Genomic DNA, 19,620 nt, shown 5'->3' with positions numbered 1-19,620 from the left:
GAGAATAGTTCCATTATAACATGGAACGGAGACAGGATGGTTATCGTAGGCCATCTAGTATCATTTATAATGGGAAAATGTCAGAGGCAGATGAGATCCGCATGGATCACACCTGCCTCCGTGTGGAGCAGCCGGCGGAGAAATGGGAATAAAAATGCACGCCGGCGAGGCGGGGAAAGGCAGGGGCCAGCGTGTGCAAACGGAGGCAAATTGCCCACCGTCAGCGTCGAGATGATCAAGCCGAGGGAGAAACGGGATAAAAAATGCCCGCCGGCGAGGCGGGGACTGGCAGGGGCCAGCGTGCACGTGGAGGGAAATTGCCGGCCGGCAGTGTCGAGACGGCCAAGCCGGCGGAGAAATGGGAATAAAAATGCACGCCGGTGAGGCGGGGAAAGGCAGGGGCCAGCGTGTGCAAACGGAGGCAAATTGCCCACCGTCAGCGTCGAGATGATCAAGCCGAGGGAGAAACGGGATAAAAAATGCACGCCGGCGAGGCGGGGACCAGCAGGGGCCAGCGTGCAAACGGAGGCAAAATCTCCGCCATCACAGTCAAGACGGCCAAGCTGGCGGGGAAACGGGAAGAAAAATGCACGCCGGTGAGGCGAGGAAGGGCAGGGCTAGCGTGCAAACGGAGGCAAATTGCCCGCCGGCATCGTCGAGATGTCCAAGGCGGCGGGGAAACGGGAAGAAAAATGCACGCCGGCGAGGCAAGGACCGGCAGGGGCCAGCGTGCACACGGAGGCAGATTGCCCGCCGGCATCGTCGAGACGGCCAAGTCGGCGGAGAAACAGGATAAAAAATGCACGCCGGCGAGATGAAGAAAGGCAGAGACCAGCGTACAAACGGAGGCAGATTGCCCACCGGCATCGTCGAGATGATCAAGCTGGCGGGGAAACAGGAAGAAAAATGCACGCCGGCGAGGCGAGGAAAGGCAGAGGCCAGCGTGCAAACGGAGGCAGATTGCGCGCCGGCATCGTCGAGACGTCCAAGCCGGCGGAGAAACGGGATAAAAAATGCACGCCGGCGAGGTGAAGAAAGGCAGGGGCCAGCGTGCACAAGGAGGGAAATTCCCCGCCGGCATCGTCGAAACGGCCAAGGCGGCGGAGAAACGGGATAAAAAATGCACGCCGGTGAAGCGAGGAACAGCAGGGGCCAGCGTGCACACGGAGGGAAATTACCCGCCGGCATCGTCGAAACAGCCAAGTCGGCGGAGAAATGGGAAGAAAAATGCACGCCGGTGAGGCGGAGAAAGGCAGGGTACCAGCGTGCACACGGAGGGAAAATCCCCGCCATCACAGTCGAAACGGCCAAGTCGGCGGAGAAACGGGAAGAAAAATGCACGCCGGCGAGATGAAGAAAGGCAGGGTACCAGCGTGCACACGGAGACAAAATCCCCGCCGGCATCGTCGAAACGGCCAAGTCGGCGGAGAAACGGGAAGAAAAATGCACGCCGGCGAGATGAAGAAAGGCAGGGTACCAGCGTGCACACGGAGGGAAATTGCCCGCCGACATCGTCGAAACGGCCAAGGCGGCGGAGAAATGGAATAAAAAATACACGCCGGCGAGGCAAGGAACAGCAGGGGCCAGCGTGCACACGGAGGCAAAATCCCCGCCGGCATCGTCGAAACGGCCAAGTCGGAGGAGAAATGGGAAGAAAAATGCACGCCGGCAAGGTGAAGAAAGGCAGGGGCCAGCGTGCACACGGAGGCAAAATCCCCGCCGGCATCGTCGAAACGCCCAATCGGCGGAGAAACGGGAAGAAAATGCACGCCGGCGAGGTGAAGGAACAGCAGGGACCAGCGTGCACACGGAGGGAAATTGCCCGCCACCATCGTCGAGACGTCCAAGGCGGCGGAGAAACGGGAAGAAAAATGCACGCCGGCGGGCAGTCTTCCAAATATATGTAGGGGCAGGATGATCCTTTTCCCCACAGCCCCTTTCTTTAGGGACATAATTCTGAAGAACCAAAGGTACTTCCAAAGTTCGCGAAGGCGAACTTCTTCAGTCAATGCCATTCTTTGGGCATAGATCCTGCAGGCAGCATTTCTCACAGTGGGGCTTTGTCCGCGCCGTACAGATATCGCGGCCGTGATAGACCAGCCGATGGCAGAAATCATTGCCTTCCTCCGGCGGGATTAAGTCCCAGAGTGCCATTTCCACTTTTTTGGGTTCCTTGATTTGATCCACCAATCCCATCCGGTTGACGAGGCGGATGCAATGGGTATCGGTGACGATGGCCGGCTTGCCGAACACATCGCCCATGATCAGATTGGCGCTTTTTCGACCCACGCCAGGCAAAGCCAAGAGTGCGTCGAAGTCGCAGGGAACCTTGCCGCCATATTGGTCGCGCAGAATCCTCATGCAAGCGCTGATATCCCGCGCTTTGCTGTGCCCTAGACCACAGGGCTTGACGATCTGCTCAATATTTTCCGGGTTCGCCGCTGCCAGGGCCTCCACATCGGGGTATTTGGCGTACAGGTCTTGCACCACAATATTGACTCTGGCGTCAGTGCACTGGGCGGCTAGGCGGACGCTCACCAGAAGCTTCCAAGCTTCATCATAATCCAGGGAGCATCCCACATCGGGATATTCTTCTCTCAGGCGCTCGATGATGGCCAGCGCCAGTTCTTTTTTTGTCATGGAAATCATCCTTTCCGTGGATTGATTTGAGCGGACCTAAGGCAGCTCAAATTTTATCGGTCATCTCCTGTACAGTATGGATAAGAAGCCCCCATTTTCATAATAGCTTAAATCTCCAAATACTTCAGTACATCAAAGGGGGTCTCAAATTGGAAGAAATCCTGTTTCCGCTTGGACGGTTGTGTCGTGCCTTCCTTTAAATACCAAACCGCTTGAACCGCTGTCATCCCAAGTTTTTTAGCAGTTTCCAGCTCGAAACTACCTCCATCTCCCACATATAGGCACGCCTCTGCCTTCACCGAAAGATATTCCATACATCTCTCAAAAATTTCCTCGTCAGGCTTCTGGATGCCTTGTTCATAGGAAAGATAAACTGCATCAAAATACGGGAACAGCTCACTTTTCCGAATTACGTCTGCCTCCTCAGAAAAACAGTTGCTGATTAAGCCGACGAAAAATCCCTTTTCTTTCAATTTTGAAAGCATTGGAATCACTTCCGGGTGTAAATGTTGAAAACACTCCTTCTTTGCCTGCACACGTTTTTCTACTAAATTCTTTAATACCGTTTCCGAGTAGCACTGATTCTCACGAAGAATCATCTCCAATACTTCCTCCAGCGTTACCTTTCCGACACAGCGGTTGTGTTCGGTCGGCCGCCAAAGCGACTGAAAGCGATCTTCTGGAATTCCTGCATCCTTCGCCATCTGTGCGCCAAAATATAAGGGGCTCTGATAGTGAGTAATCAATGTTTCAAACATGTCAAAAATCACTGCGCGTGTCATATGCTAGCCTTCCCGTCATTTCTTGTAACGTATTATATCATGCTATTTTTGCTTTTTCAATAGTCGGGGATATGCAGCGTCTTCTTATATCACACTCATGGAAAAAGAATTTTACTCTGTATAATACTGTGCCTGTGCGTGCCACAGCTCATAATATTTTCCTTTTTCATCTGCTACAAGAGAAGCAGGTGTCCCCTGTTGAATAACCGCACCTTCATGGAACACGGAGATCTCATCACAGAACTTACAGGAAGACAGGCGATGGCTGATGTAAATTGCTGTTTTGTCTCCCACAATGTCATTGAACTTGGAGTAAATTTCTGCTTCTGCAATAGGGTCAAGTGCTGCGGTAGGCTCGTCAAGAATGATAAAGGGGGCGTCCTTGTAAAGCGCACGAGCAATAGCAATTTTCTGGGCTTCACCGCCTGAAACATTTACACCGTCTTTATCGTAATCCTTATACAAATAAGTCTCGATACCATGTTGCATCTCTGCGAGCCTCTCTGCAAAGCCCACTTTTTGAAGGCAATCGATAACCCGCTCACCATCATAAGTGGCGTTTGATGCAACATTCTCACCGAGCTTGAATGCAAAGAGCTTGAAGTCTTGGAATACGACAGAGAATATCATCATGTATTCCGCATAGTTGTACTTACGTATATCAATACCGTTCAGCAGGATTTCTCCTTCGGTAGGTTCGTAGAGGCGGCAAAGCAATTTGATGAACGTAGTTTTACCACTTCCGTTCATACCCACCACTGCCAGGCGCTTGCCAATCTCAAATTTCATATTGACATTGCGAAGCGCATAATTGTTGCTGCCAGGATATTGGAAAGAAACATTTCGGAACTCCACTTGATATTTGCGGTCACGGCGTTTTTCAACGGTAAGACTGCCCTGATACATGTTGTTTGGAATATCAAGAAACTCAAAAACCTGTGCAAGGAAAGAAGCATTATTTCTCATATCTCCGAGCATTGAGATCAGACTGGATACGCCCCCGGATACCTTTGTAATGGATGTAACATACTGTGTAACAGCACCAAGTCCGAATGCTCCTGCCCATGCTTTCAGGCAGACAAAAGCATAAACAACGCCTGTGAAAATTACCGATATTGCAGAAGATGCTGCGCTATAAAATCCGATAGGCCCCCAACTCAGATGTGCAAACAGACCGTTGGAACCGAACGTATCGTCTTTATTGTGATTATATCTCTCGCACATTTTGTCCTGGCGATACATTCTCACGTCGGCTGCTATATCTCTATGATAGCCGAGCCAGCCAAAGAAGCTGAGCATCCGATTTCCGAGGTTATGAGAATCTGCGTTGAGCGCCCAATAGCTGCCCGCTTTGTTAGAGAGTGCTGGTGCGATATAAGTAATCACAAGCATAACAACGATCACGAGAAGAACAAACAAGGGATTATGTAATATGGTGTATGCGCCTGCGCTTTCGGGGACACGGCTTATGAACAAAGACACCGTCAAGGAAATACCACCTAGAAGCGTCAATACTGAGGAACACAGCGCTTCATAGTTCTGAATTACACGTAGAAGTCCCCAGCCACCGCCATTCTGATTTTGGCGGATTGTGGAAAGCAATTCTGCGGTTTCGGTTTCATCCAAATTGACATAGTCCATATCCAAGAGTTTTTCCGATAAGATATGTTCAACCTTTAACCATAATCCTGCATTCTGCGTTTCCTTCCACTTGTTTAGAAGTGCAGAACCCAAAGCGATCAGAGCAGTGGAACCAAGTGTAATCGACACAAGAAATTGTAAACGGTCAACATTACGACTGCCTGCAAGCTCGTCAATTAGGAGCGCAGAAAGATAAACGCCAACATACGGAGTGAGTGCTGTCCATATTACACTGATGAAGCGTGAAAGAACCATCTGCGGGTAATGCTTATAAAAAATCATAAACGCACGATTGTTGAGCTTTACCATTTCGCCCCATGATTTGAGTTTCTTATTCTTCTCCATTATCGGCCTCCCCTTCCTTGTAGTATTTACTCTGAACCTCATAGAGACCGGCATACTTGCCGCCCAGTTTCAACAGTTCGTCGTGTGTACCTTCCTCGCTGATTCCTGCGTTATCAATCATGATAATGCGGTCACAGAAACGAGTGGATGCCAGGCGATGGGAAATGTAGATGGACGATCTGCCACTTGTCATCTCGTTGTACTTTTGGTACATATCGGATTCCGCAATAGGGTCAAGTGCTGCTGTCGGTTCATCAAGCACAATGAACGGCGCATTTTTATAGAGCGCACGAGCCAGCATAAGACGCTGTGTTTCGCCGCCGGAAAGCAGAATTGCTCCCTCATATACTTCTCGATTGAGATATGTTTCATATCCCTCTGGCAGAGATTCGATTTTGGCTCGCAGCCCTGCTTTTTCTATACATTCCTTTACACGTTCCATATCAATACCAACATCATTCTGAGCAACATTGGTCGCAATCGTTCCAGCCAATATAGAGAAACTCTGGAATACTGCCGAGAACATTGTGTAATAGTCGGCACGATTGAAATTCCGTATATCTTTTCCATCAAGCAACACACGACCTTCGGTGGGATCGAGGAAACCGCAGATTAGTTTCATGAGTGTCGTTTTACCGGCCCCATTCAAGCCAACCACAGCAAGCTTTTCACCGGGATGCAGTGTGAGATTGATGTTTGTCAAAGTATTCTTATCTGCGCCGGGGTAGCAGAAGGAAACATTTTCAAGCCTGATTTCGTATTTTCTGTCTGCTTCGGCTTCAATATGTTCGCCGCCGTCAAATTTGAAAGGTTCGTCATATTCAAGACATTCACGGACAGTGGAGATGTCAAGGGATTGCTTGTGCAGAGTATTGAAGCCTCCAAGAATGCCGGCGACCCATTGGGTGAAACCGCCTACTGCCGTAAAGAACAGGAGAAACTCTGCCACGCCCAAATCATTCTGGATAACAAGCCCGATCAGGTATGCATACGCAATAGCATTGCGCAGGAAAGCCAGAACAAGGTCTGCGATTTTTGCCCAGATATAAACGCTCTGTGCCTTGCTATGAAACGCTGTGTAGGATTCCATAGCTTTACCGTACAAATCTTCAAGCCAAGGACGCAAGCCGAAAATACGAATATCCTTTGCCGCACTCAGGTCTCTCGCTCGACCTGTGATATAGTCCATATGTCTTTCGTATTCCGCTTCTTCCTCACGGTGACGGTATCCATAGCCATTCAAATAATTACCGATGAGATAGCTGATTACCGTGGTCACGAGGATAATAAGAATCAAAAGCGGTTGGACAGAGGTCAACAGACTGACATAGATGATAAAGCCAAGAAGATTGGCCGTCAGCGTTGTGAGTGTAGTCCAGATTGCTTCTGCCGCTGCCTGGTTAGTGTTGATGCACTCACTGGATTTAGTAAGCAGCTTTCTATACCTATCGTCATCCACATTGGGATAAGATGTAGTTGCTGCTTTTCTGTTCAGCAGATTGAGGATCTCACAGCGAACGCTGATCCTGCCGTACAGGGTATTTGCATTCACATATGTAGATGCAGCTGATACAAGCATGATGCCGAGGACAAATCCTACGATTGTCAACAGCAGGTCCGCCACAGGGGCGTGTCTTTCCACCGCTGAAAGAATCGCCGGTGAGACATACAGATTTACAAGATTCAACGCTACAGCCAGTATTGCAGACAGCAAGCTGAGGACAAGAACCTTCTTTTCTCCCGAGGTCCATGCGAGTTTTATCATGAACCATGAGTTTTGCCCCATGTTGTATTTAGGCTTGGGATCTTTTTCTTTCTTTGTTATCTCCTTAATCATGAAAAACTACCATCCTTTCTGATGATAATCTTATCATAAAAATTCGTCCCCGGATTATTCTGGGGACGAATCTTTTTTTCTGGGTGATGAATTGCAAAGTCTCACACTTGCGGAAGCAATATTTCTGTTGTAAACGCTCCGTCCTCGCTGTTGCGGCTAATATATCCATCCAAGCGTTCCACAATAGCATCAATGCGAACAAGACCAAAACCATGTCCCTCACCTTTTGTGCTGCGGAACAGCGTTCCCTCTTTTTTCATTTTCTTTCCTGCAGTAAAGTTGGTGAAAGAAATATAAAGCTGTGTATTTCTCATATCCATATACACACGGATCACTCGTTGATCCTCAGGAAGCTTTACACTGGCTTCGATTGCATTGTCAAACAGATTGCCTATAATACAGCACAAGTCGATCTCTGACGATTTCAGTTTCAGCGGGATGTGGGCATCGGCCACAACTTGGATGTTCTTTGACTTTGCCAGTGTTATTTTTGAATTAAGGATGGCGTCCGTCATAGGATTACCAGTTTTTATAACCGTATCCACCGTAGTCAAATCGTCGTCCAAAAGGTCAAGATACCTTTTGATTGCATTCCAATCCTCCGAAGCAGCATATGCTTTCATTGTCTGGATATGGTTGCGATAGTCATGCCGCCATCCGCGAATCTGGCGATACATATTGTCAACTTCGCGATAATGTGTTTCGATCAATTCATGTTGGTATGAAGCAATCTTTTTGTCTATGTTTTTTGAAAAGAATCCCATTTGCTTCACCTCATGTTGATAATTGCTCGGTTCACGTCATCATATGCACCTCTGGGCAAAGGAATGGATACACCATCGAATAGTTTGATTTCCGTTTTTGTAACACGGCTGATTTGTGTAAGATTGACTACCACCGAACGGCCAACACGGTAAAAGCGATCATCCAGTTTCTTTTCCAGCTCGCCTAACGTCATTTTTACCGTCAAAGTATCGGAAGCGTGGATGGTCACATAGTTTCTGAATACATCCGCATATCGAATCTGATATACAGGAATACGCACCAATTCGCCGCCAATCTCAATGTTCAAAACCTTCTCATTCTTTGACAGCTTCTCTGCAGCCCGGTCAAGAACAGAAAATAGTCTTTCTTGCTTGACAGGCTTCATCAGGTAATGAAGTGCTGCAACCTCATACCCCTCGGATATGTAATCGGAATATCCGGTGATGAAAACGATTTGAATCGTATCATTGTCTTGGCGCAGTTTTTTTGACATAGTTACGCCGTCCATATCGCCCATTTCAATATCAAGCAGCAATATGTCATAATCGTTTTTCTCGGTATAGTGGAACAGGAAGTTTTCAGCGGAGGGAAATAAAGCAATCTGCACAGTATGACCTGTGTTTGCAGCCCATCGACCTACTAAACCATATAAGTATTGTCTATCTGCGGCGGAATCATCGCAAATCGCTATTTTGTAATTCATGTTCACTCCATCCTTTATGACTTATATAGGTTGCCTTTACTCCGCCACTGTTAAATCCATCTTGTCCATCTTTGCTTCGACTTTGAGGTTTATTTGGACAATAGACATACCGTCTCCACATGCACCGTCTGCGGGAACATATCAACGCACTGAATTTTTGTAGCGGTATATCCAGCCTGCTGAAAGATTGGCACGTCGCGGAGCAGAGAGGTGGGCTTGCAGGATACATAGATAAATTGTCTCGGCGCATAGGCCAGAATTTTTGGAAGGGCCTTGGGATGAATTCCGTCTCGGGGAGGATCCAGAATAATGGTATCGGGAGCCGCGTCCAACTCATCCACCATTCGCAACACATCCCCGGCAACAAAGGAACAATTGGTCAGCCCGTTTAAAGCAGCGTTTTCACCAGCCGCGTCCACAGCTTCCTCCACCAGTTCAATGCCCAGAACCCTTTTCGCACCGGCACCTGCCATAATCTGGGCGATGGTGCCAGTTCCACAGTAGAGATCAAAGATCGTTTGTCCTTCTATGTCCCCAGCAAACTGCCGCACAACGCTGTATAGCGTTTCTGCGCCCTTGGAGTTGGTTTGAAAGAAGGAGAAGGGGGTGATTTTAAACTTCAATCCCAGCAATTCTTCGGTAAACCAATCGACGCCGTAGAGGACGGTCATCGCGTCTTTTTGCACCACATCGGCAAGGCTATCGTTGACGGTATGTAGGACTCCAGCGATATGGCCATCTAGGGCGAGTGACTGTAGGCATCGGAGAAAGGCGGTCTTGTCCAGCGTCCCCTGGGACGTGGTCACCAGATTCACCAATATGCCTCCGTCATACTCACTTCGCCGAAGGACTAAATGGCGGAGAAACCCTTCGTGGGTACGCTTACTACAGTAAGAGGCGCCGATGGAATGAAAGTATGACAGAACGGAGTTGACGATTTGATTGAAGTCGTCGTGGACGAGTGTGCAGTGATTGGCCGTCACAATATCATGAAACGCGCCGCGCTTATGCAGGCCGAGGGTCAAGGGCCCTGCTTTCTCCTCGTCGCCAAAGCTGTATTCCATTTTATTGCGGTAGCCTGCTGGGGAGGGGCTTGGGAGAATGGGAAGAAACATGGGATTTGACGTTTCAAGTATGGGAGCCAACAGTTTTCGAACCTGAAGTTCTTTTAACTCTAACTGTTTATCATAGGGAACGGTCTGATAGTGGCAGCCGCCACAACGGCCAGCGATGGGGCAGGGGGAGGAAACTTCATAAGGCGCAGGCGCTAAAACTTGAACGACACGCCCTTCCCGCCGCCGGTTTCGATTGAGTAAGACTTCCACTGTCTGACCTGGCAAAACGTTTTTTATGTGGATCGAGGATGCTGGTTTAGAAGTGTCAGATACAGAAAATCCGGCGGCTGGGCAGTCCTCATGTGGAGAGGACGGATCCCCCGTCGCCGGAATTAGGATTCCCTTATTGGGAAACAGGACTTCCGAAACCGTACCCTGGATTAGCAGTGGTTCCTTCATCGTATGGTAAACCTCTTTCTATTCTTTGTCGGTGTCGTCAGTGTCGTCGTCCTCTTCTTCGAAATCGTAGTCGATATCGTCGTCATAGTCCTCATCGAGATAGTCGAAATCGTCGTCGTCCTCATCACCACAGCAGCAGCAATCGTGCTTTTTGTTGTGTTTTGCAAGCAATACAATAACCAAAGCGGCCACAGCGGCGGCAGCTATAGCAATCCATATCCATTTGCAGTTCTTTTCCTTTTTTGTATCGGTGCCCTTGAGTTTTGCAACGAGATCCTTGAGCTGTTCCATTTCTAGTACATTTTTCGCAATAGTATTCATGTAGAATCTCCTTTCTGCGCTTGTTTAAAGTTCTCCTTACGCTTCTTTACACATTATACCCCACTTATCCTGTTTTCACAAGATATATTTTAATATTTATAAATTATTCATTTTTTATGCGCGAATTGAGATAACATCCTGATTGCGAGGCGTAGATTCTGGGGATTCGGCGGGGTACCCAACGGTCATGGCAAATAGCGGATGATACCCCTTTGGCACTTGAATCTTGTCTGCAAATGCGTCACCTTCTGGGCTATTCCAAAACGGTGTTCCGCAGCCGATAAAGCATGTGCCGAGGCCGAGGGATTCCGCTGCCAGCATAATGTTTTGAGCGGAGAGAGAGCAGTCGGTAACGGCCCAGGAGGAGTCGGTGGCTCCGGAGATGACAATGACGGTGGGGGCATTATGGAGAGGCCGCTCCATACCCCGAGAGCGGGCAATGCCATCGGCTAGCTCTTGAATCTCATCTGGCCTTTCTAGTACAGTAAAGTAGCGGGGCTGTAGATTGCGGGCACTTGGCGCGTTGATTGCGCACTGGAGCAGAATGTCCAGCTGCTCAGGGGATACAGGCTGTGCTGTATAATTTCGAATACTCCGGCGAGCAGCGATTGTCTTAATGACATCATTCATTGACAAGACCTCCTATAATTTTTTGTGTTGGACACAACTGTATATGGTATTGGTGTCTGTTCGTGCTATAGAATCGCGTTTGCGATTATTATACCATGGCCTGCGGCCATGATATAGCTCCGCGAGGTTGCACACGACCGCGCAAAGGTTTGTTCGCTTCGCTCACCGCGCGGCCGGCGCGTATAATCGCGTTTGCGATTATTATACCATGGCCTGCGGCCATGATATAGCTCCGCGAGGTTGCACACGACCGCGCAAAGGCTTGTTCGCTTCGCTCACTGCGCGGCCGGCGCGTATAATCGCTTACGCGATTATTATACCACAAATTAGGGAAAACGCAAGATATGCCCTGATTGGAGTTGGAAGGCTGACACGGCCCCAGGTAAAACCAAAGAGGGGCTTGAAGTTTATGGGAATATAGAGTATAATCAACAGATGAGTTGGAAACTGAAAAAAGGGGATTAACGCATATGAAAAAGATCTTACTGACAGCGCTTTTGGTGATGGCCACTGTTGCCATGGCCGCCTGCGGTGAAAAAGCACCAAAGAGCTACTCCTTCGGGAGGACGGATGGCTTTGATACCCTCTCTTTTTCGTCAGTGGATTTGTTTATTGAATCAGACTACATGGAGGACAGCGAGAAGGACTGGGCAGCGTATCGGGTCGAGGAGGCAGAGAGGGCAGTCGCTGAATTTCTAGGCGCGAATTATATTGCAACGGATGCCTATGAGCAGAGCGGTACTTCCGAGAGAATACGGTGTTATGTAAAGGCAGGGACCGGCACGTCCATGGCGGTTGGTCAAGATGTGACGCTCTATTACGCCAAGGAAGGGGCGGCACCCTACACGAATCTAATTTGCCAAGCCAAGGCCGGAATGACCATAGCGCCAGATTGGCTGCGAGAGGGGCTCGGGGCGTATGTAGCGGATCTCAACAAGGAGAGTTTATTGAACACCTATGCCCGAAACCTCCATGAATTAAAGGGCCTCGCCGGGGATAGCAAAGAATCCTTTAAAACCATCGATGTGCTGGCAAAAACCTTGCTCAAGGCGGGCGCGTACCCTGACGCTCTAGAGATGGGCGACCTGAGCCTAGGGATTGCCCAAGCTGCAGGAGCAGAGGATGCGTTTAATTATCGTGGCGCCTACTGCGTATACGCCGGGGCCTTTGTCAAATATCTCGACGAAACCTATGGGCGTGACAAACTGTTACAGGTCTACAATGGGGGAGATGCCCAGGCTGTGCTGGGAAAGACGATCGAAACCATCCGCGGTGATTGGCAGGCGTCGCTACAGGGATAAACAGATGGTTGGCCAGTGTGAGGGACAAGCCGTAGACGCCGCAAATTTAAGGCAAGAGGGAGAGGCGCTCTACGCCCCTCCCTCTTTGTCCTACAGGAAAGTCCGCCGAGAGGCGGACCTGATTCGAAGACCCGAAGGTTCTTCCAAAGTTCGCGAAGCGAACTTTTTGCGAAGCGAACTTTTTGCGAAGCGAACTTTTTGCGAAGCGAACTTTTTGCGAAGCGAACTTTTTGCGAAGCGAACTTTTTCACAAGAAAAAACGACCTCCAACTGTAGGGAGGCCGTTCCGGTGAGACTTAGTTCTTGCTGTTGTTCAGCATTCCACGGATCTTCATGGACAATCCGAAAAGGTTGATAAACCCTTCTGCGTCTTTGTGATCATAGAGCTCGCCTGTTGTAAAGCTGGCAATGCTTTCATTATAAAGGGAATTGGGCGACGTACAACCGGCGGGGATGATGTTTCCCTTGTACAGGACAAGATGTACCGTTCCGGTGATCACCTCCTGGGTGGAGTCGACGAAAGCGGAGAGCGCTTCCCGCAGGGGCGTAAACCATTCGCCAGAATAGACAAGCTCCGCAAATTTGATTGCGATCGTCTGCTTGTACGCGTATGTCTGTTTATCCAGACACATATGTTCCAACTGTTCATGGGCTTTATAGAGAATTGTTCCGCCAGGCGTCTCATAGACTCCCCGGGATTTCATACCCACAACCCGGTTTTCCAGAATATCGACGATGCCGATTCCGTTTTGGCCGCCCAGCTCATTGAGCGTTGTAAGCAGTGTAACAGGATCCATCGCCTCTCCATTGATCGCAACAGGAATTCCCTTTTCAAATGAGATGGAGATGGCGGTACCCTGATCCGGCGCGGCCTGTGGCGTAACCCCAAGCTTCAGAAGTTTGTCGTAATTGGGCTCCTGGGCGGGATCCTCCAGCTCCAGACCTTCATGGCTGATGTGCCAGATATTCCGGTCACGGCTATAGCTGTCGCCTTTCTTTACGGGACATTCAATGCCGCGCTCTTGACAGTATGCGATTTCATCTTCCCGCGACTGCATGTCCCAGATTCTCCATGGAGCAATGATTTTAAGCTGGGGTGCAAGAGCTTTGATGGTGAGTTCAAAGCGCACCTGGTCGTTGCCTTTTCCCGTGGCGCCGTGGCAGATGGCTTCCGCGCCTTCCTGCAGTGCAATGTCCACCAGAACTTTGGCGATCAGAGGGCGCGCCATGGAGGTACCCAACATATAGGACGTCTCATAGACGGCGCCGGCTTTCATCGTCGGATATATGTAATCTGTAATGAACTCCTCTGTCACAGTCTTCAAATAAAATTTGGAGGCTCCACTTTTCAGGGCACGCTCCTCAAGGCCTTCCGTCTCATTGCCCTGACCGACATCGATACACGCCGCGATAACGTCATAATTATAGTTTTCCTTCAGCCATGGAATGATAACCGTCGTGTCCAGGCCGCCAGAATAAGCTAGCACAACTTTTTTATTGCTCATAATCGTTTATCCTCCTTGTCATGTCACAGCTGCATCCTCATCTGCCCGTAGGCGTCCATTTTGCTGGGGACGATGTACAGCTTGGATTGTGCTTATAATTATACAACCACATAAATAAAAATGCAAGAGATTTTGTTAGAATTTTCGATTGAAAATTTCAATGAAAAAGGGTACAATATTATTCAATCATCTGTATAGAATTACGATAAAAATGAATAAATATGCATACGCACTGTATAATGGAGGGAAGACAATGACGCTGCATAACCGAGATTTTCTCACCTTAAAGGATTTTACGCAGAAAGAAATTACATATTTACTGAATCTAGCTGCCAAACTAAAGAAAGACAAAAAAGCGGGAATCACCCACGGCACATTGAAGGGAAAAAACGTGGCCCTAATTTTTGAAAAGCCATCCACAAGAACACGCTGCGCCTTCACTGTTGCATGTGCGGACGAAGGCGGATATAGCGAGTATCTGGGAAAGAATGAAATCCAGCTGGGACATAAGGAGAGCGTGGAGGACACCGCGCGTGTCCTGTCGAGAATGTTTGACGGCATTGAATTCCGTGGCTTTTCCCATGAGAAGGTGGAGACACTGGCGAAATACAGTGACGTTCCTGTTTGGAACGGTTTGACGGATGATTACCATCCCACGCAGATTTTAGCCGATTTTCTGACCATTCAAGAAAAGCTGGGGAGACTGGCCGGCGTCAAGATGGTGTTTGCCGGCGATGGAAGAAACAACATGGCCAACAGTCTCATGATCGGCTGTGCTAAAATGGGCTTGCATTTCGTCATTGCTGCCCCAGAGACACTTCAGCCGGAGGAAAGTCTACGGCTGGATTGCCAGGCTTTGGCGGACGCTACCGGCGGGTCCATCACCGTAACAGAAGATCTGGAGTCGGCCTGTCAGGATGCGGACGTTTTGTATACAGATGTTTGGTGCTCCATGGGTGAGGAGGACAAAATGGCGGAGAGGGTCCAGCTTCTAGCGCCCTACCAGATCAACGCAGGCATCATGAAAAAAGCAAAGGATACAGCCATCTTTCTGCACTGCCTGCCAGCGGTAAAAGGGAATGAAGTGACAAAGGATGTTTTTGAGAGTCCGCAGTCCGTTGTGTTCGATGAAGCGGAAAACCGAATGCATACCATCAAGGCCGTGATGGTGGCAACTATCGGAAACTTAGATACGCTTCAGATGGAGGAATAGAAAAATGGATACGATTCGAGTCGGAATCATCGGCGCTACAGGATACGCGGGGGAAGAGTTGGTTCGGATTTTATACAGCCACCCGGCTGCCGAGATCGTCAACCTGTCGTCCAAAAGCTATGCGGGACAGCCCTACAGCAAAGTGTACCCTAGCTACAAAGATCTGATCACAGATGACTGTCAGCCTGAGGATCTGGAAGCCTTGTCCGAGGAGGCGGATGTGATCTTTTTGGCACTGCCCCATGGCCTTGCATCGTCAAAGGTGACAGAAAAAGTTTTACAAAAGTGTAAAATTATCGATTTGGGTGCGGACTTTCGCCTACAGGACCCAGACCTCTATGAACAATGGTATCAGGTTCCGCATGAGGGGAAGGGTCTGTTAAAAGAGGCGGTCTACGGCCTTTGCGAGTGGAAGCGGGATGAAATCCGGAAGACCAGGCTAGTGGCCAATCCAGGATGTTATACAACGTGCAGCATTATGAGTCTAGCGCCGCTGGTAAAGGAGCACATGATTGAGGTAGACAGTGTAATCATCGACGCCAAGTCTGGAGTGTCTGGAGCTGGACGGGGCGTATCCCTGGGGAACCATTTTGCTGAGGTGAATGAGTCCATCAAAGCGTATAAAGTGGGGTGCCACCGCCATACGCCTGAGATCGAGGAACAGCTGTCGAATTTGGCAGGAAAGCCGGTGACACTTACCTTTACACCGCATCTCGTCCCGATGCAGCGCGGGATCTTAGCAGTATGTTATGGCAAGCTAACGGCGCCGGCGACCTGGGAATCCATCGCGGAAGTCTATGAAAGGTATTACGGGAAAGAATATTTTGTTCGTTTAATGGCAAAAGGAGAATATCCGGAGACGCGGTGGGTCAAGGGATCCAACTTTGTGGATATCGGATTTGCTGTGGATGAGCGGACGGGGCGAATCATCGTCATTGGCGCCATCGACAATCTTGTCAAGGGCGCCGCTGGTCAGGCCGTTCAAAATATGAATCTACTGTTTGGGCTTGCGGAAACCCTGGGCTTGGAACAAGCGCCTATGTTCCCGTAAAGGCATGGAAGGGGAGGAGTCTCATGAAGATTGTAGAGAAGGGCGTGTGCGCGGCGAAAGGCTTTGAGGCTGCTGGCGTTTGCGGCGGTATCAAACACAATCGGAAGGATATGGCGCTGGTGTACAGTGTGGTGCCAGCTGTGGCGGCGGGCGTATTTACCACCAATCAGGTCAAGGCTTGGTGCGTTCGGCGCAATCAGGACATCATTGCATCGGGAAATCCGGTACAGGCGATCATCGCCAACAGTGGATGTGCCAACGCCTGTACAGGAGAAGAGGGAAAGGAAAATAACATTCGGATTGCCAAACAATTGGGAGAGGTTCTGGGGATTGACGCGGGGAGCGTCGTGACAGGAGCCACCGGAGTTATCGGGGCGCAGCTGCCAATGGATAAGCTTGAAAATGGAATTGGACTGCTGGCGAATTCCAAAGGGGCAGATGGAGAGCATGCCCTCAGCGCGGCGACCGCCATCTTGACGACGGATACCCGTCCCAAATCTATCGCCGTTTCTGCCAATATCCATGGGACAGAAGTCCATATTGGCGGTATGGTCAAGGGTTCTGGCATGATTCATCCCAACATGGCGACGATGCTCTGTTATCTGACAACAGACTGTGCTATCACGAAACCCCTTCTCCAAAAGGCCCTGCAGGAGGCGGTGGTAGAGAGCTTCAACATGATTTCTGTGGACGGAGATACGTCCACAAATGATATGGCGATCCTGCTGGCAAACGGCATGGCAGAAAATCCAACGGTGGACATGGAGGATGAAGGATATCGAGAATTCTTTGAGGCGCTTCGGCACGTGTGTCTCTACCTGGCAAAAGAGATGGTCAAGGACGGAGAGGGGGCGACAAAATTCATCGAGGTGCAGATTCATGGCGCGGATACGAAGGAACACGCAGTGCGAATGGCAAAATCGGTGATTACATCCAGCCTAGTGAAGACAGCATTCTTCGGGGAAGACGCCAACTGGGGACGAATTTTGTGCGCTATGGGGTATTCCGGTGCTCCTTTCAATCCCGATACCGTGACCATCCGCTTTCAGAGTGGCGCAGGTGACATCTTACTGATGGACCACGGCACGCCGATTGTATTCAGTGAGGAGACTGCGGCGGCGATCCTGCGGGAAAAGGAGATTACTGTGTTGGTGGATTTGGAGCAGGGGGAGGCACAGGCGACAGCCTGGGGCAGCGACCTGAGCTATGAATATGTGAAAATCAACGGAGATTACCGTTCCTAAAACAGCTATAAGGAGAAGAAGAGAATGGAAGACTACCTAGAGAAGGCTACTACTCTCGTAGAGGCCATGCCGTACATTAAAGAATTTGCAGGAGCCGTGGTTGTCATCAAATACGGTGGGGCGGCGATGATCAATGAAACCATCAAGGCATCGGTCATGGAGGACATCGCTCTGATGAAGCTTGTGGGAATGAAGCCGGTAATCGTCCATGGCGGTGGGCCGGAGATCAACCAAATGTTGGACAGTATTGGCAAGAAATCGGAGTTCCGCGGTGGTCTGCGTGTAACCGATGAGGAGACTGTCAATATTGTGGAGATGGTTCTAGCCGGGAAGGTCAATAAGAGTATCGTGCAGCTTTTGCAGAAACAGGGAATTACAGCCGCTGGCCTGTGTGGCAAAGATGGCGATATGCTCATGTGTGAGAAAAATATGCCAAATGGCGAGGATATCGGGTTTGTGGGCAAGATCGTCAAAGTCAATCCCGATCTAATTTTTACCATGCTGGATGCAGGCTTTACTCCTGTTATTGCGCCCATCGGGACTGATGATCTGGGACAAAGCTATAATATCAACGCGGATTTTGCCGCCGTCCACATTGCGAAGGCGTTGAAAGCTCGCAAGTTAGTCTTCCTGACAGATGTTTCCGGTGTATTGCACGATGTCAAAGATCCCCAGTCCTTCATTCCGGAAATGGGAGCCAAGACAGCTATGCAGTATCTCAAGGATGGCACTGTAAGCGGCGGTATGATTCCCAAGGTGACATGCTGTTTGGAAGCAATTCAGGGGGGCGTCCAGCACGTGCATATTTTGGACGGGCGGATCGAGCATTGTCTGCTTTTGGAGTTCTTTACCGCTCGGGGTATCGGAACGCTGATAATCAACGATTTGACAAAAAAGGAGGAAGCGGTATGACGAAGACAGAGAACATCATAGAGAGGGGCCAGCAGACTGTGATGAATACCTATGGCCGCTTTCCGTATGTCTTTGAGAAAGGTGACGGCGTGTACCTATACGACAAAGAAGGGAAGAAGTATCTCGATTTTGTAGCGGGAATTGCGGTCAATTCTCTGGGATATGGGAATCCACGGCTTCTTAGACGCTTACAGGAGCAGATGGAGCGGTGTATGCATACGTCCAACCTCTACTGGATCGAGGCGCAAGTTGCGCTGGCTGAGAGGTTGACAGAAAAAAGTTGTTTTGACAAGGTATTCTTTTGCAATAGCGGGGCAGAGGCGGTTGAGTCCTCCTTGAAGCTGGCCAGAAAGTACGGAGATTTAACCTCCAACGGTGAGCGCTATGAGATCATAACCATGGAGAATTCCTTCCACGGACGTACTTTTGGGTCCATCACCGCCACAGGCCAGCAAAAATACCAAAAAGGGCTTGGCCCCTTACTTCCGGGCATCCGATATGCAAAATATAATGATTTTGATTCAGTATTGGAACAGGTTCATGACCATACCTGCGCGATCCTTCTGGAACCGGTCCAGGGAGAAGGCGGTCTGATACCAGCGACCTCAGAGTTTATGCAAAAAATTCGGGCTCTCTGCGATGAGCGGGATATGCTCATGATGGTGGACGAAGTTCAGACCGGAATCGGTCGCTGCGGGACACTGTTTGCCCATGAACAATTTGGAATTGAACCCGATGTGTGCGCGCTGGCAAAAGGATTGGGAGGCGGGTTCCCCATCGGAGCAATGCTGGCGAAGGATAAGGCGGCTGCGGCCTTCCACCCGGGAGATCACGCCTCAACATTTGGCGGAAATCCCATGGCATCGACAGCGGGCCTTGCTGTTCTGGAGGAAATTGAGGCGCAGAATTTGACGGAAAATGCACGGACTGTAGGGGCGTATCTCCACAGTCAAGCGGAAACTTTGGCCGCAAAATATCCGGCTCATATTAAGGGGGTACGGGGACTTGGGCTAATGCAGGGGATTGTCCTTAACAATCCCGATGAGCTGCTGACGATTCGTCTGGAGGCAGGTAAACGGGGGCTTTTGATCATTAGCGCTGGGCATGATGTCCTGCGAATGGTGCCGCCATTGATTATTGAGACGAAGCATATCGATGAGGCGATGTCGATTCTTGATGAGGCTTTCGCGGCATTGGGATGAAGAGCCACGGCAGA

At 49.7% G+C, this 19,620-nt stretch carries 22 protein-coding genes; 12 read left to right on the top strand and 10 right to left on the bottom strand.

Annotated elements, in window-relative coordinates:
• The 6 genes from H8730_RS14155 to H8730_RS14130 form a co-directional block, all read left to right on the top strand.
• Positions 1 to 384 (top strand): hypothetical protein (locus tag H8730_RS14155; protein ID WP_249290021.1); only part of this gene is annotated, 384 nt, incomplete at its 5' end.
• A 95-nt stretch (positions 385 to 479) separates the two neighbouring features.
• Positions 480 to 818: a hypothetical protein gene (locus tag H8730_RS14150; RefSeq protein ID WP_249290019.1), complete on the top strand. Its 339-nt coding sequence runs from the start codon at positions 480 to 482 to the stop codon at positions 816 to 818.
• A complete protein-coding gene (locus H8730_RS14145) occupies positions 800 to 1,117 on the top strand; it encodes a hypothetical protein (RefSeq protein WP_249290017.1) in 318 nt (105 codons plus the stop codon). The genes H8730_RS14150 and H8730_RS14145 overlap by 19 nt, the downstream gene beginning before the upstream one ends.
• A gap of 3 nt (positions 1,118 to 1,120) precedes the next feature.
• Positions 1,121 to 1,354 (top strand): hypothetical protein, encoded by a 234-nt coding sequence (locus H8730_RS14140; protein WP_249290015.1) that lies wholly within the window; start codon positions 1,121 to 1,123, stop codon positions 1,352 to 1,354.
• Positions 1,336 to 1,548, top strand: a complete 213-nt coding sequence (locus H8730_RS14135) for a hypothetical protein (RefSeq protein ID WP_249290013.1) — start codon at positions 1,336 to 1,338, stop codon at positions 1,546 to 1,548. The genes H8730_RS14140 and H8730_RS14135 overlap by 19 nt, the downstream gene beginning before the upstream one ends.
• Before the next feature lie 110 nt (positions 1,549 to 1,658).
• Positions 1,659 to 1,907 (top strand): hypothetical protein, encoded by a 249-nt coding sequence (locus tag H8730_RS14130; RefSeq protein WP_249290011.1) that lies wholly within the window; start codon positions 1,659 to 1,661, stop codon positions 1,905 to 1,907.
• A 94-nt stretch (positions 1,908 to 2,001) separates the two neighbouring features.
• Here the strand turns inward: H8730_RS14130 and H8730_RS14125 are convergent, their stop codons facing one another.
• The 9 genes from H8730_RS14125 to H8730_RS14085 form a co-directional block, all read right to left on the bottom strand.
• The gene (locus tag H8730_RS14125; RefSeq protein WP_177717441.1) at positions 2,002 to 2,640 is read right to left on the bottom strand and encodes an endonuclease III domain-containing protein; all 639 of its coding nucleotides are present in this window, start codon (positions 2,638 to 2,640) and stop codon (positions 2,002 to 2,004) included.
• Between the two features lie 107 nt (positions 2,641 to 2,747).
• Positions 2,748 to 3,422, bottom strand: a complete 675-nt coding sequence (locus H8730_RS14120; protein WP_177717440.1) for an HAD family hydrolase — start codon at positions 3,420 to 3,422, stop codon at positions 2,748 to 2,750.
• A 111-nt stretch (positions 3,423 to 3,533) separates the two neighbouring features.
• A complete protein-coding gene (locus H8730_RS14115; RefSeq protein ID WP_177717439.1) occupies positions 3,534 to 5,408 on the bottom strand; it encodes an ABC transporter ATP-binding protein in 1,875 nt (624 codons plus the stop codon).
• Positions 5,395 to 7,245: an ABC transporter ATP-binding protein gene (locus tag H8730_RS14110; protein WP_177717438.1), complete on the bottom strand. Its 1,851-nt coding sequence runs from the start codon at positions 7,243 to 7,245 to the stop codon at positions 5,395 to 5,397. The genes H8730_RS14115 and H8730_RS14110 overlap by 14 nt, the downstream gene beginning before the upstream one ends.
• Positions 7,246 to 7,346: 101 nt before the next feature.
• On the bottom strand, positions 7,347 to 8,009 hold the full coding sequence (locus H8730_RS14105) for a sensor histidine kinase (protein ID WP_177717436.1): 663 nt from the start codon (positions 8,007 to 8,009) through the stop codon (positions 7,347 to 7,349).
• Between the two features lie 5 nt (positions 8,010 to 8,014).
• Entirely contained in the window at positions 8,015 to 8,713 is a 699-nt protein-coding gene (locus H8730_RS14100; RefSeq protein WP_177717434.1) for a LytR/AlgR family response regulator transcription factor, read from the bottom strand.
• 89 nt (positions 8,714 to 8,802) lie between these two features.
• Positions 8,803 to 10,227, bottom strand: a complete 1,425-nt coding sequence (gene rlmD, locus H8730_RS14095; RefSeq protein WP_177717432.1) for a 23S rRNA (uracil(1939)-C(5))-methyltransferase RlmD — start codon at positions 10,225 to 10,227, stop codon at positions 8,803 to 8,805.
• Positions 10,228 to 10,245: 18 nt separating this feature from the next.
• Entirely contained in the window at positions 10,246 to 10,548 is a 303-nt protein-coding gene (locus tag H8730_RS14090; RefSeq protein WP_177717430.1) for a hypothetical protein, read from the bottom strand.
• Positions 10,549 to 10,662: 114 nt separating this feature from the next.
• Positions 10,663 to 11,178, bottom strand: coding sequence for a nitroreductase family protein (locus tag H8730_RS14085; protein ID WP_177717428.1), 516 nt, complete (start codon positions 11,176 to 11,178; stop codon positions 10,663 to 10,665).
• Positions 11,179 to 11,648: 470 nt separating this feature from the next.
• On the opposite strand from H8730_RS14085, the gene H8730_RS14080 reads away from it, so the two are divergent.
• Positions 11,649 to 12,479: an LptM family lipoprotein gene (locus tag H8730_RS14080; protein ID WP_177717426.1), complete on the top strand. Its 831-nt coding sequence runs from the start codon at positions 11,649 to 11,651 to the stop codon at positions 12,477 to 12,479.
• 296 nt (positions 12,480 to 12,775) lie between these two features.
• On the opposite strand, the gene H8730_RS14075 is transcribed toward H8730_RS14080, so the two are convergent.
• Positions 12,776 to 13,984: an argininosuccinate synthase gene (locus tag H8730_RS14075; protein WP_177713634.1), complete on the bottom strand. Its 1,209-nt coding sequence runs from the start codon at positions 13,982 to 13,984 to the stop codon at positions 12,776 to 12,778.
• A gap of 253 nt (positions 13,985 to 14,237) precedes the next feature.
• On the opposite strand from H8730_RS14075, the gene argF reads away from it, so the two are divergent.
• Genes argF through H8730_RS14050 form a run of 5 tightly spaced genes read left to right on the top strand, consistent with a single transcriptional unit; the run spans position 14,238 to position 19,606 of the window.
• Entirely contained in the window at positions 14,238 to 15,197 is a 960-nt protein-coding gene (gene argF / locus H8730_RS14070) for an ornithine carbamoyltransferase (RefSeq protein WP_177713633.1), read from the top strand.
• A gap of 4 nt (positions 15,198 to 15,201) precedes the next feature.
• Entirely contained in the window at positions 15,202 to 16,248 is a 1,047-nt protein-coding gene (gene argC / locus H8730_RS14065; protein WP_177713632.1) for an N-acetyl-gamma-glutamyl-phosphate reductase, read from the top strand.
• A gap of 23 nt (positions 16,249 to 16,271) precedes the next feature.
• The gene (gene argJ / locus H8730_RS14060) at positions 16,272 to 17,492 is read left to right on the top strand and encodes a bifunctional glutamate N-acetyltransferase/amino-acid acetyltransferase ArgJ (RefSeq protein WP_177713631.1); all 1,221 of its coding nucleotides are present in this window, start codon (positions 16,272 to 16,274) and stop codon (positions 17,490 to 17,492) included.
• Positions 17,493 to 17,516: 24 nt separating this feature from the next.
• Positions 17,517 to 18,404, top strand: coding sequence for an acetylglutamate kinase (gene argB / locus H8730_RS14055; protein WP_177713630.1), 888 nt, complete (start codon positions 17,517 to 17,519; stop codon positions 18,402 to 18,404).
• Entirely contained in the window at positions 18,401 to 19,606 is a 1,206-nt protein-coding gene (locus tag H8730_RS14050) for an aspartate aminotransferase family protein (RefSeq protein ID WP_177713629.1), read from the top strand. The genes argB and H8730_RS14050 overlap by 4 nt, the downstream gene beginning before the upstream one ends.
• Positions 19,607 to 19,620 lie beyond the last annotated feature (14 nt).

The sequence above is a fragment of the Bianquea renquensis genome, assembly GCF_014384895.1.
Taxonomy (GTDB): domain Bacteria; phylum Bacillota; class Clostridia; order Lachnospirales; family Bianqueaceae; genus Bianquea; species Bianquea renquensis.
The sequence above is the reverse complement of the archived record's forward strand: the minus strand, read 5'-3'. Positions and strand labels throughout refer to the sequence as shown.

Excerpts from the sequence above, each read along its gene's own strand:
- H8730_RS14085 (WP_177717428.1), bottom strand. The coding sequence starts at position 11,178 with ATGAATGATGTCATTAAGACAATCGCTGCTCGCCGGAGTATTCGAAAT.
- H8730_RS14145 (WP_249290017.1), top strand. The coding sequence starts at position 800 with ATGCACGCCGGCGAGATGAAGAAAGGCAGAGACCAGCGTACAAACGGA.
- argC (WP_177713632.1), top strand. The coding sequence starts at position 15,202 with ATGGATACGATTCGAGTCGGAATCATCGGCGCTACAGGATACGCGGGG.
- H8730_RS14050 (WP_177713629.1), top strand. The coding sequence starts at position 18,401 with ATGACGAAGACAGAGAACATCATAGAGAGGGGCCAGCAGACTGTGATG.
- argB (WP_177713630.1), top strand. The coding sequence starts at position 17,517 with ATGGAAGACTACCTAGAGAAGGCTACTACTCTCGTAGAGGCCATGCCG.
- H8730_RS14110 (WP_177717438.1), bottom strand. The coding sequence starts at position 7,245 with ATGATTAAGGAGATAACAAAGAAAGAAAAAGATCCCAAGCCTAAATAC.
- H8730_RS14075 (WP_177713634.1), bottom strand. The coding sequence starts at position 13,984 with ATGAGCAATAAAAAAGTTGTGCTAGCTTATTCTGGCGGCCTGGACACG.
- H8730_RS14100 (WP_177717434.1), bottom strand. The coding sequence starts at position 8,713 with ATGAATTACAAAATAGCGATTTGCGATGATTCCGCCGCAGATAGACAA.
- H8730_RS14135 (WP_249290013.1), top strand. The coding sequence starts at position 1,336 with ATGCACGCCGGCGAGATGAAGAAAGGCAGGGTACCAGCGTGCACACGG.
- H8730_RS14140 (WP_249290015.1), top strand. The coding sequence starts at position 1,121 with ATGCACGCCGGTGAAGCGAGGAACAGCAGGGGCCAGCGTGCACACGGA.
- H8730_RS14080 (WP_177717426.1), top strand. The coding sequence starts at position 11,649 with ATGAAAAAGATCTTACTGACAGCGCTTTTGGTGATGGCCACTGTTGCC.
- H8730_RS14090 (WP_177717430.1), bottom strand. The coding sequence starts at position 10,548 with ATGAATACTATTGCGAAAAATGTACTAGAAATGGAACAGCTCAAGGAT.
- H8730_RS14130 (WP_249290011.1), top strand. The coding sequence starts at position 1,659 with ATGCACGCCGGCAAGGTGAAGAAAGGCAGGGGCCAGCGTGCACACGGA.
- argF (WP_177713633.1), top strand. The coding sequence starts at position 14,238 with ATGACGCTGCATAACCGAGATTTTCTCACCTTAAAGGATTTTACGCAG.
- argJ (WP_177713631.1), top strand. The coding sequence starts at position 16,272 with ATGAAGATTGTAGAGAAGGGCGTGTGCGCGGCGAAAGGCTTTGAGGCT.
- H8730_RS14150 (WP_249290019.1), top strand. The coding sequence starts at position 480 with ATGCACGCCGGCGAGGCGGGGACCAGCAGGGGCCAGCGTGCAAACGGA.
- H8730_RS14120 (WP_177717440.1), bottom strand. The coding sequence starts at position 3,422 with ATGACACGCGCAGTGATTTTTGACATGTTTGAAACATTGATTACTCAC.
- H8730_RS14125 (WP_177717441.1), bottom strand. The coding sequence starts at position 2,640 with ATGACAAAAAAAGAACTGGCGCTGGCCATCATCGAGCGCCTGAGAGAA.
- H8730_RS14115 (WP_177717439.1), bottom strand. The coding sequence starts at position 5,408 with ATGGAGAAGAATAAGAAACTCAAATCATGGGGCGAAATGGTAAAGCTC.
- rlmD (WP_177717432.1), bottom strand. The coding sequence starts at position 10,227 with ATGAAGGAACCACTGCTAATCCAGGGTACGGTTTCGGAAGTCCTGTTT.
- H8730_RS14105 (WP_177717436.1), bottom strand. The coding sequence starts at position 8,009 with ATGGGATTCTTTTCAAAAAACATAGACAAAAAGATTGCTTCATACCAA.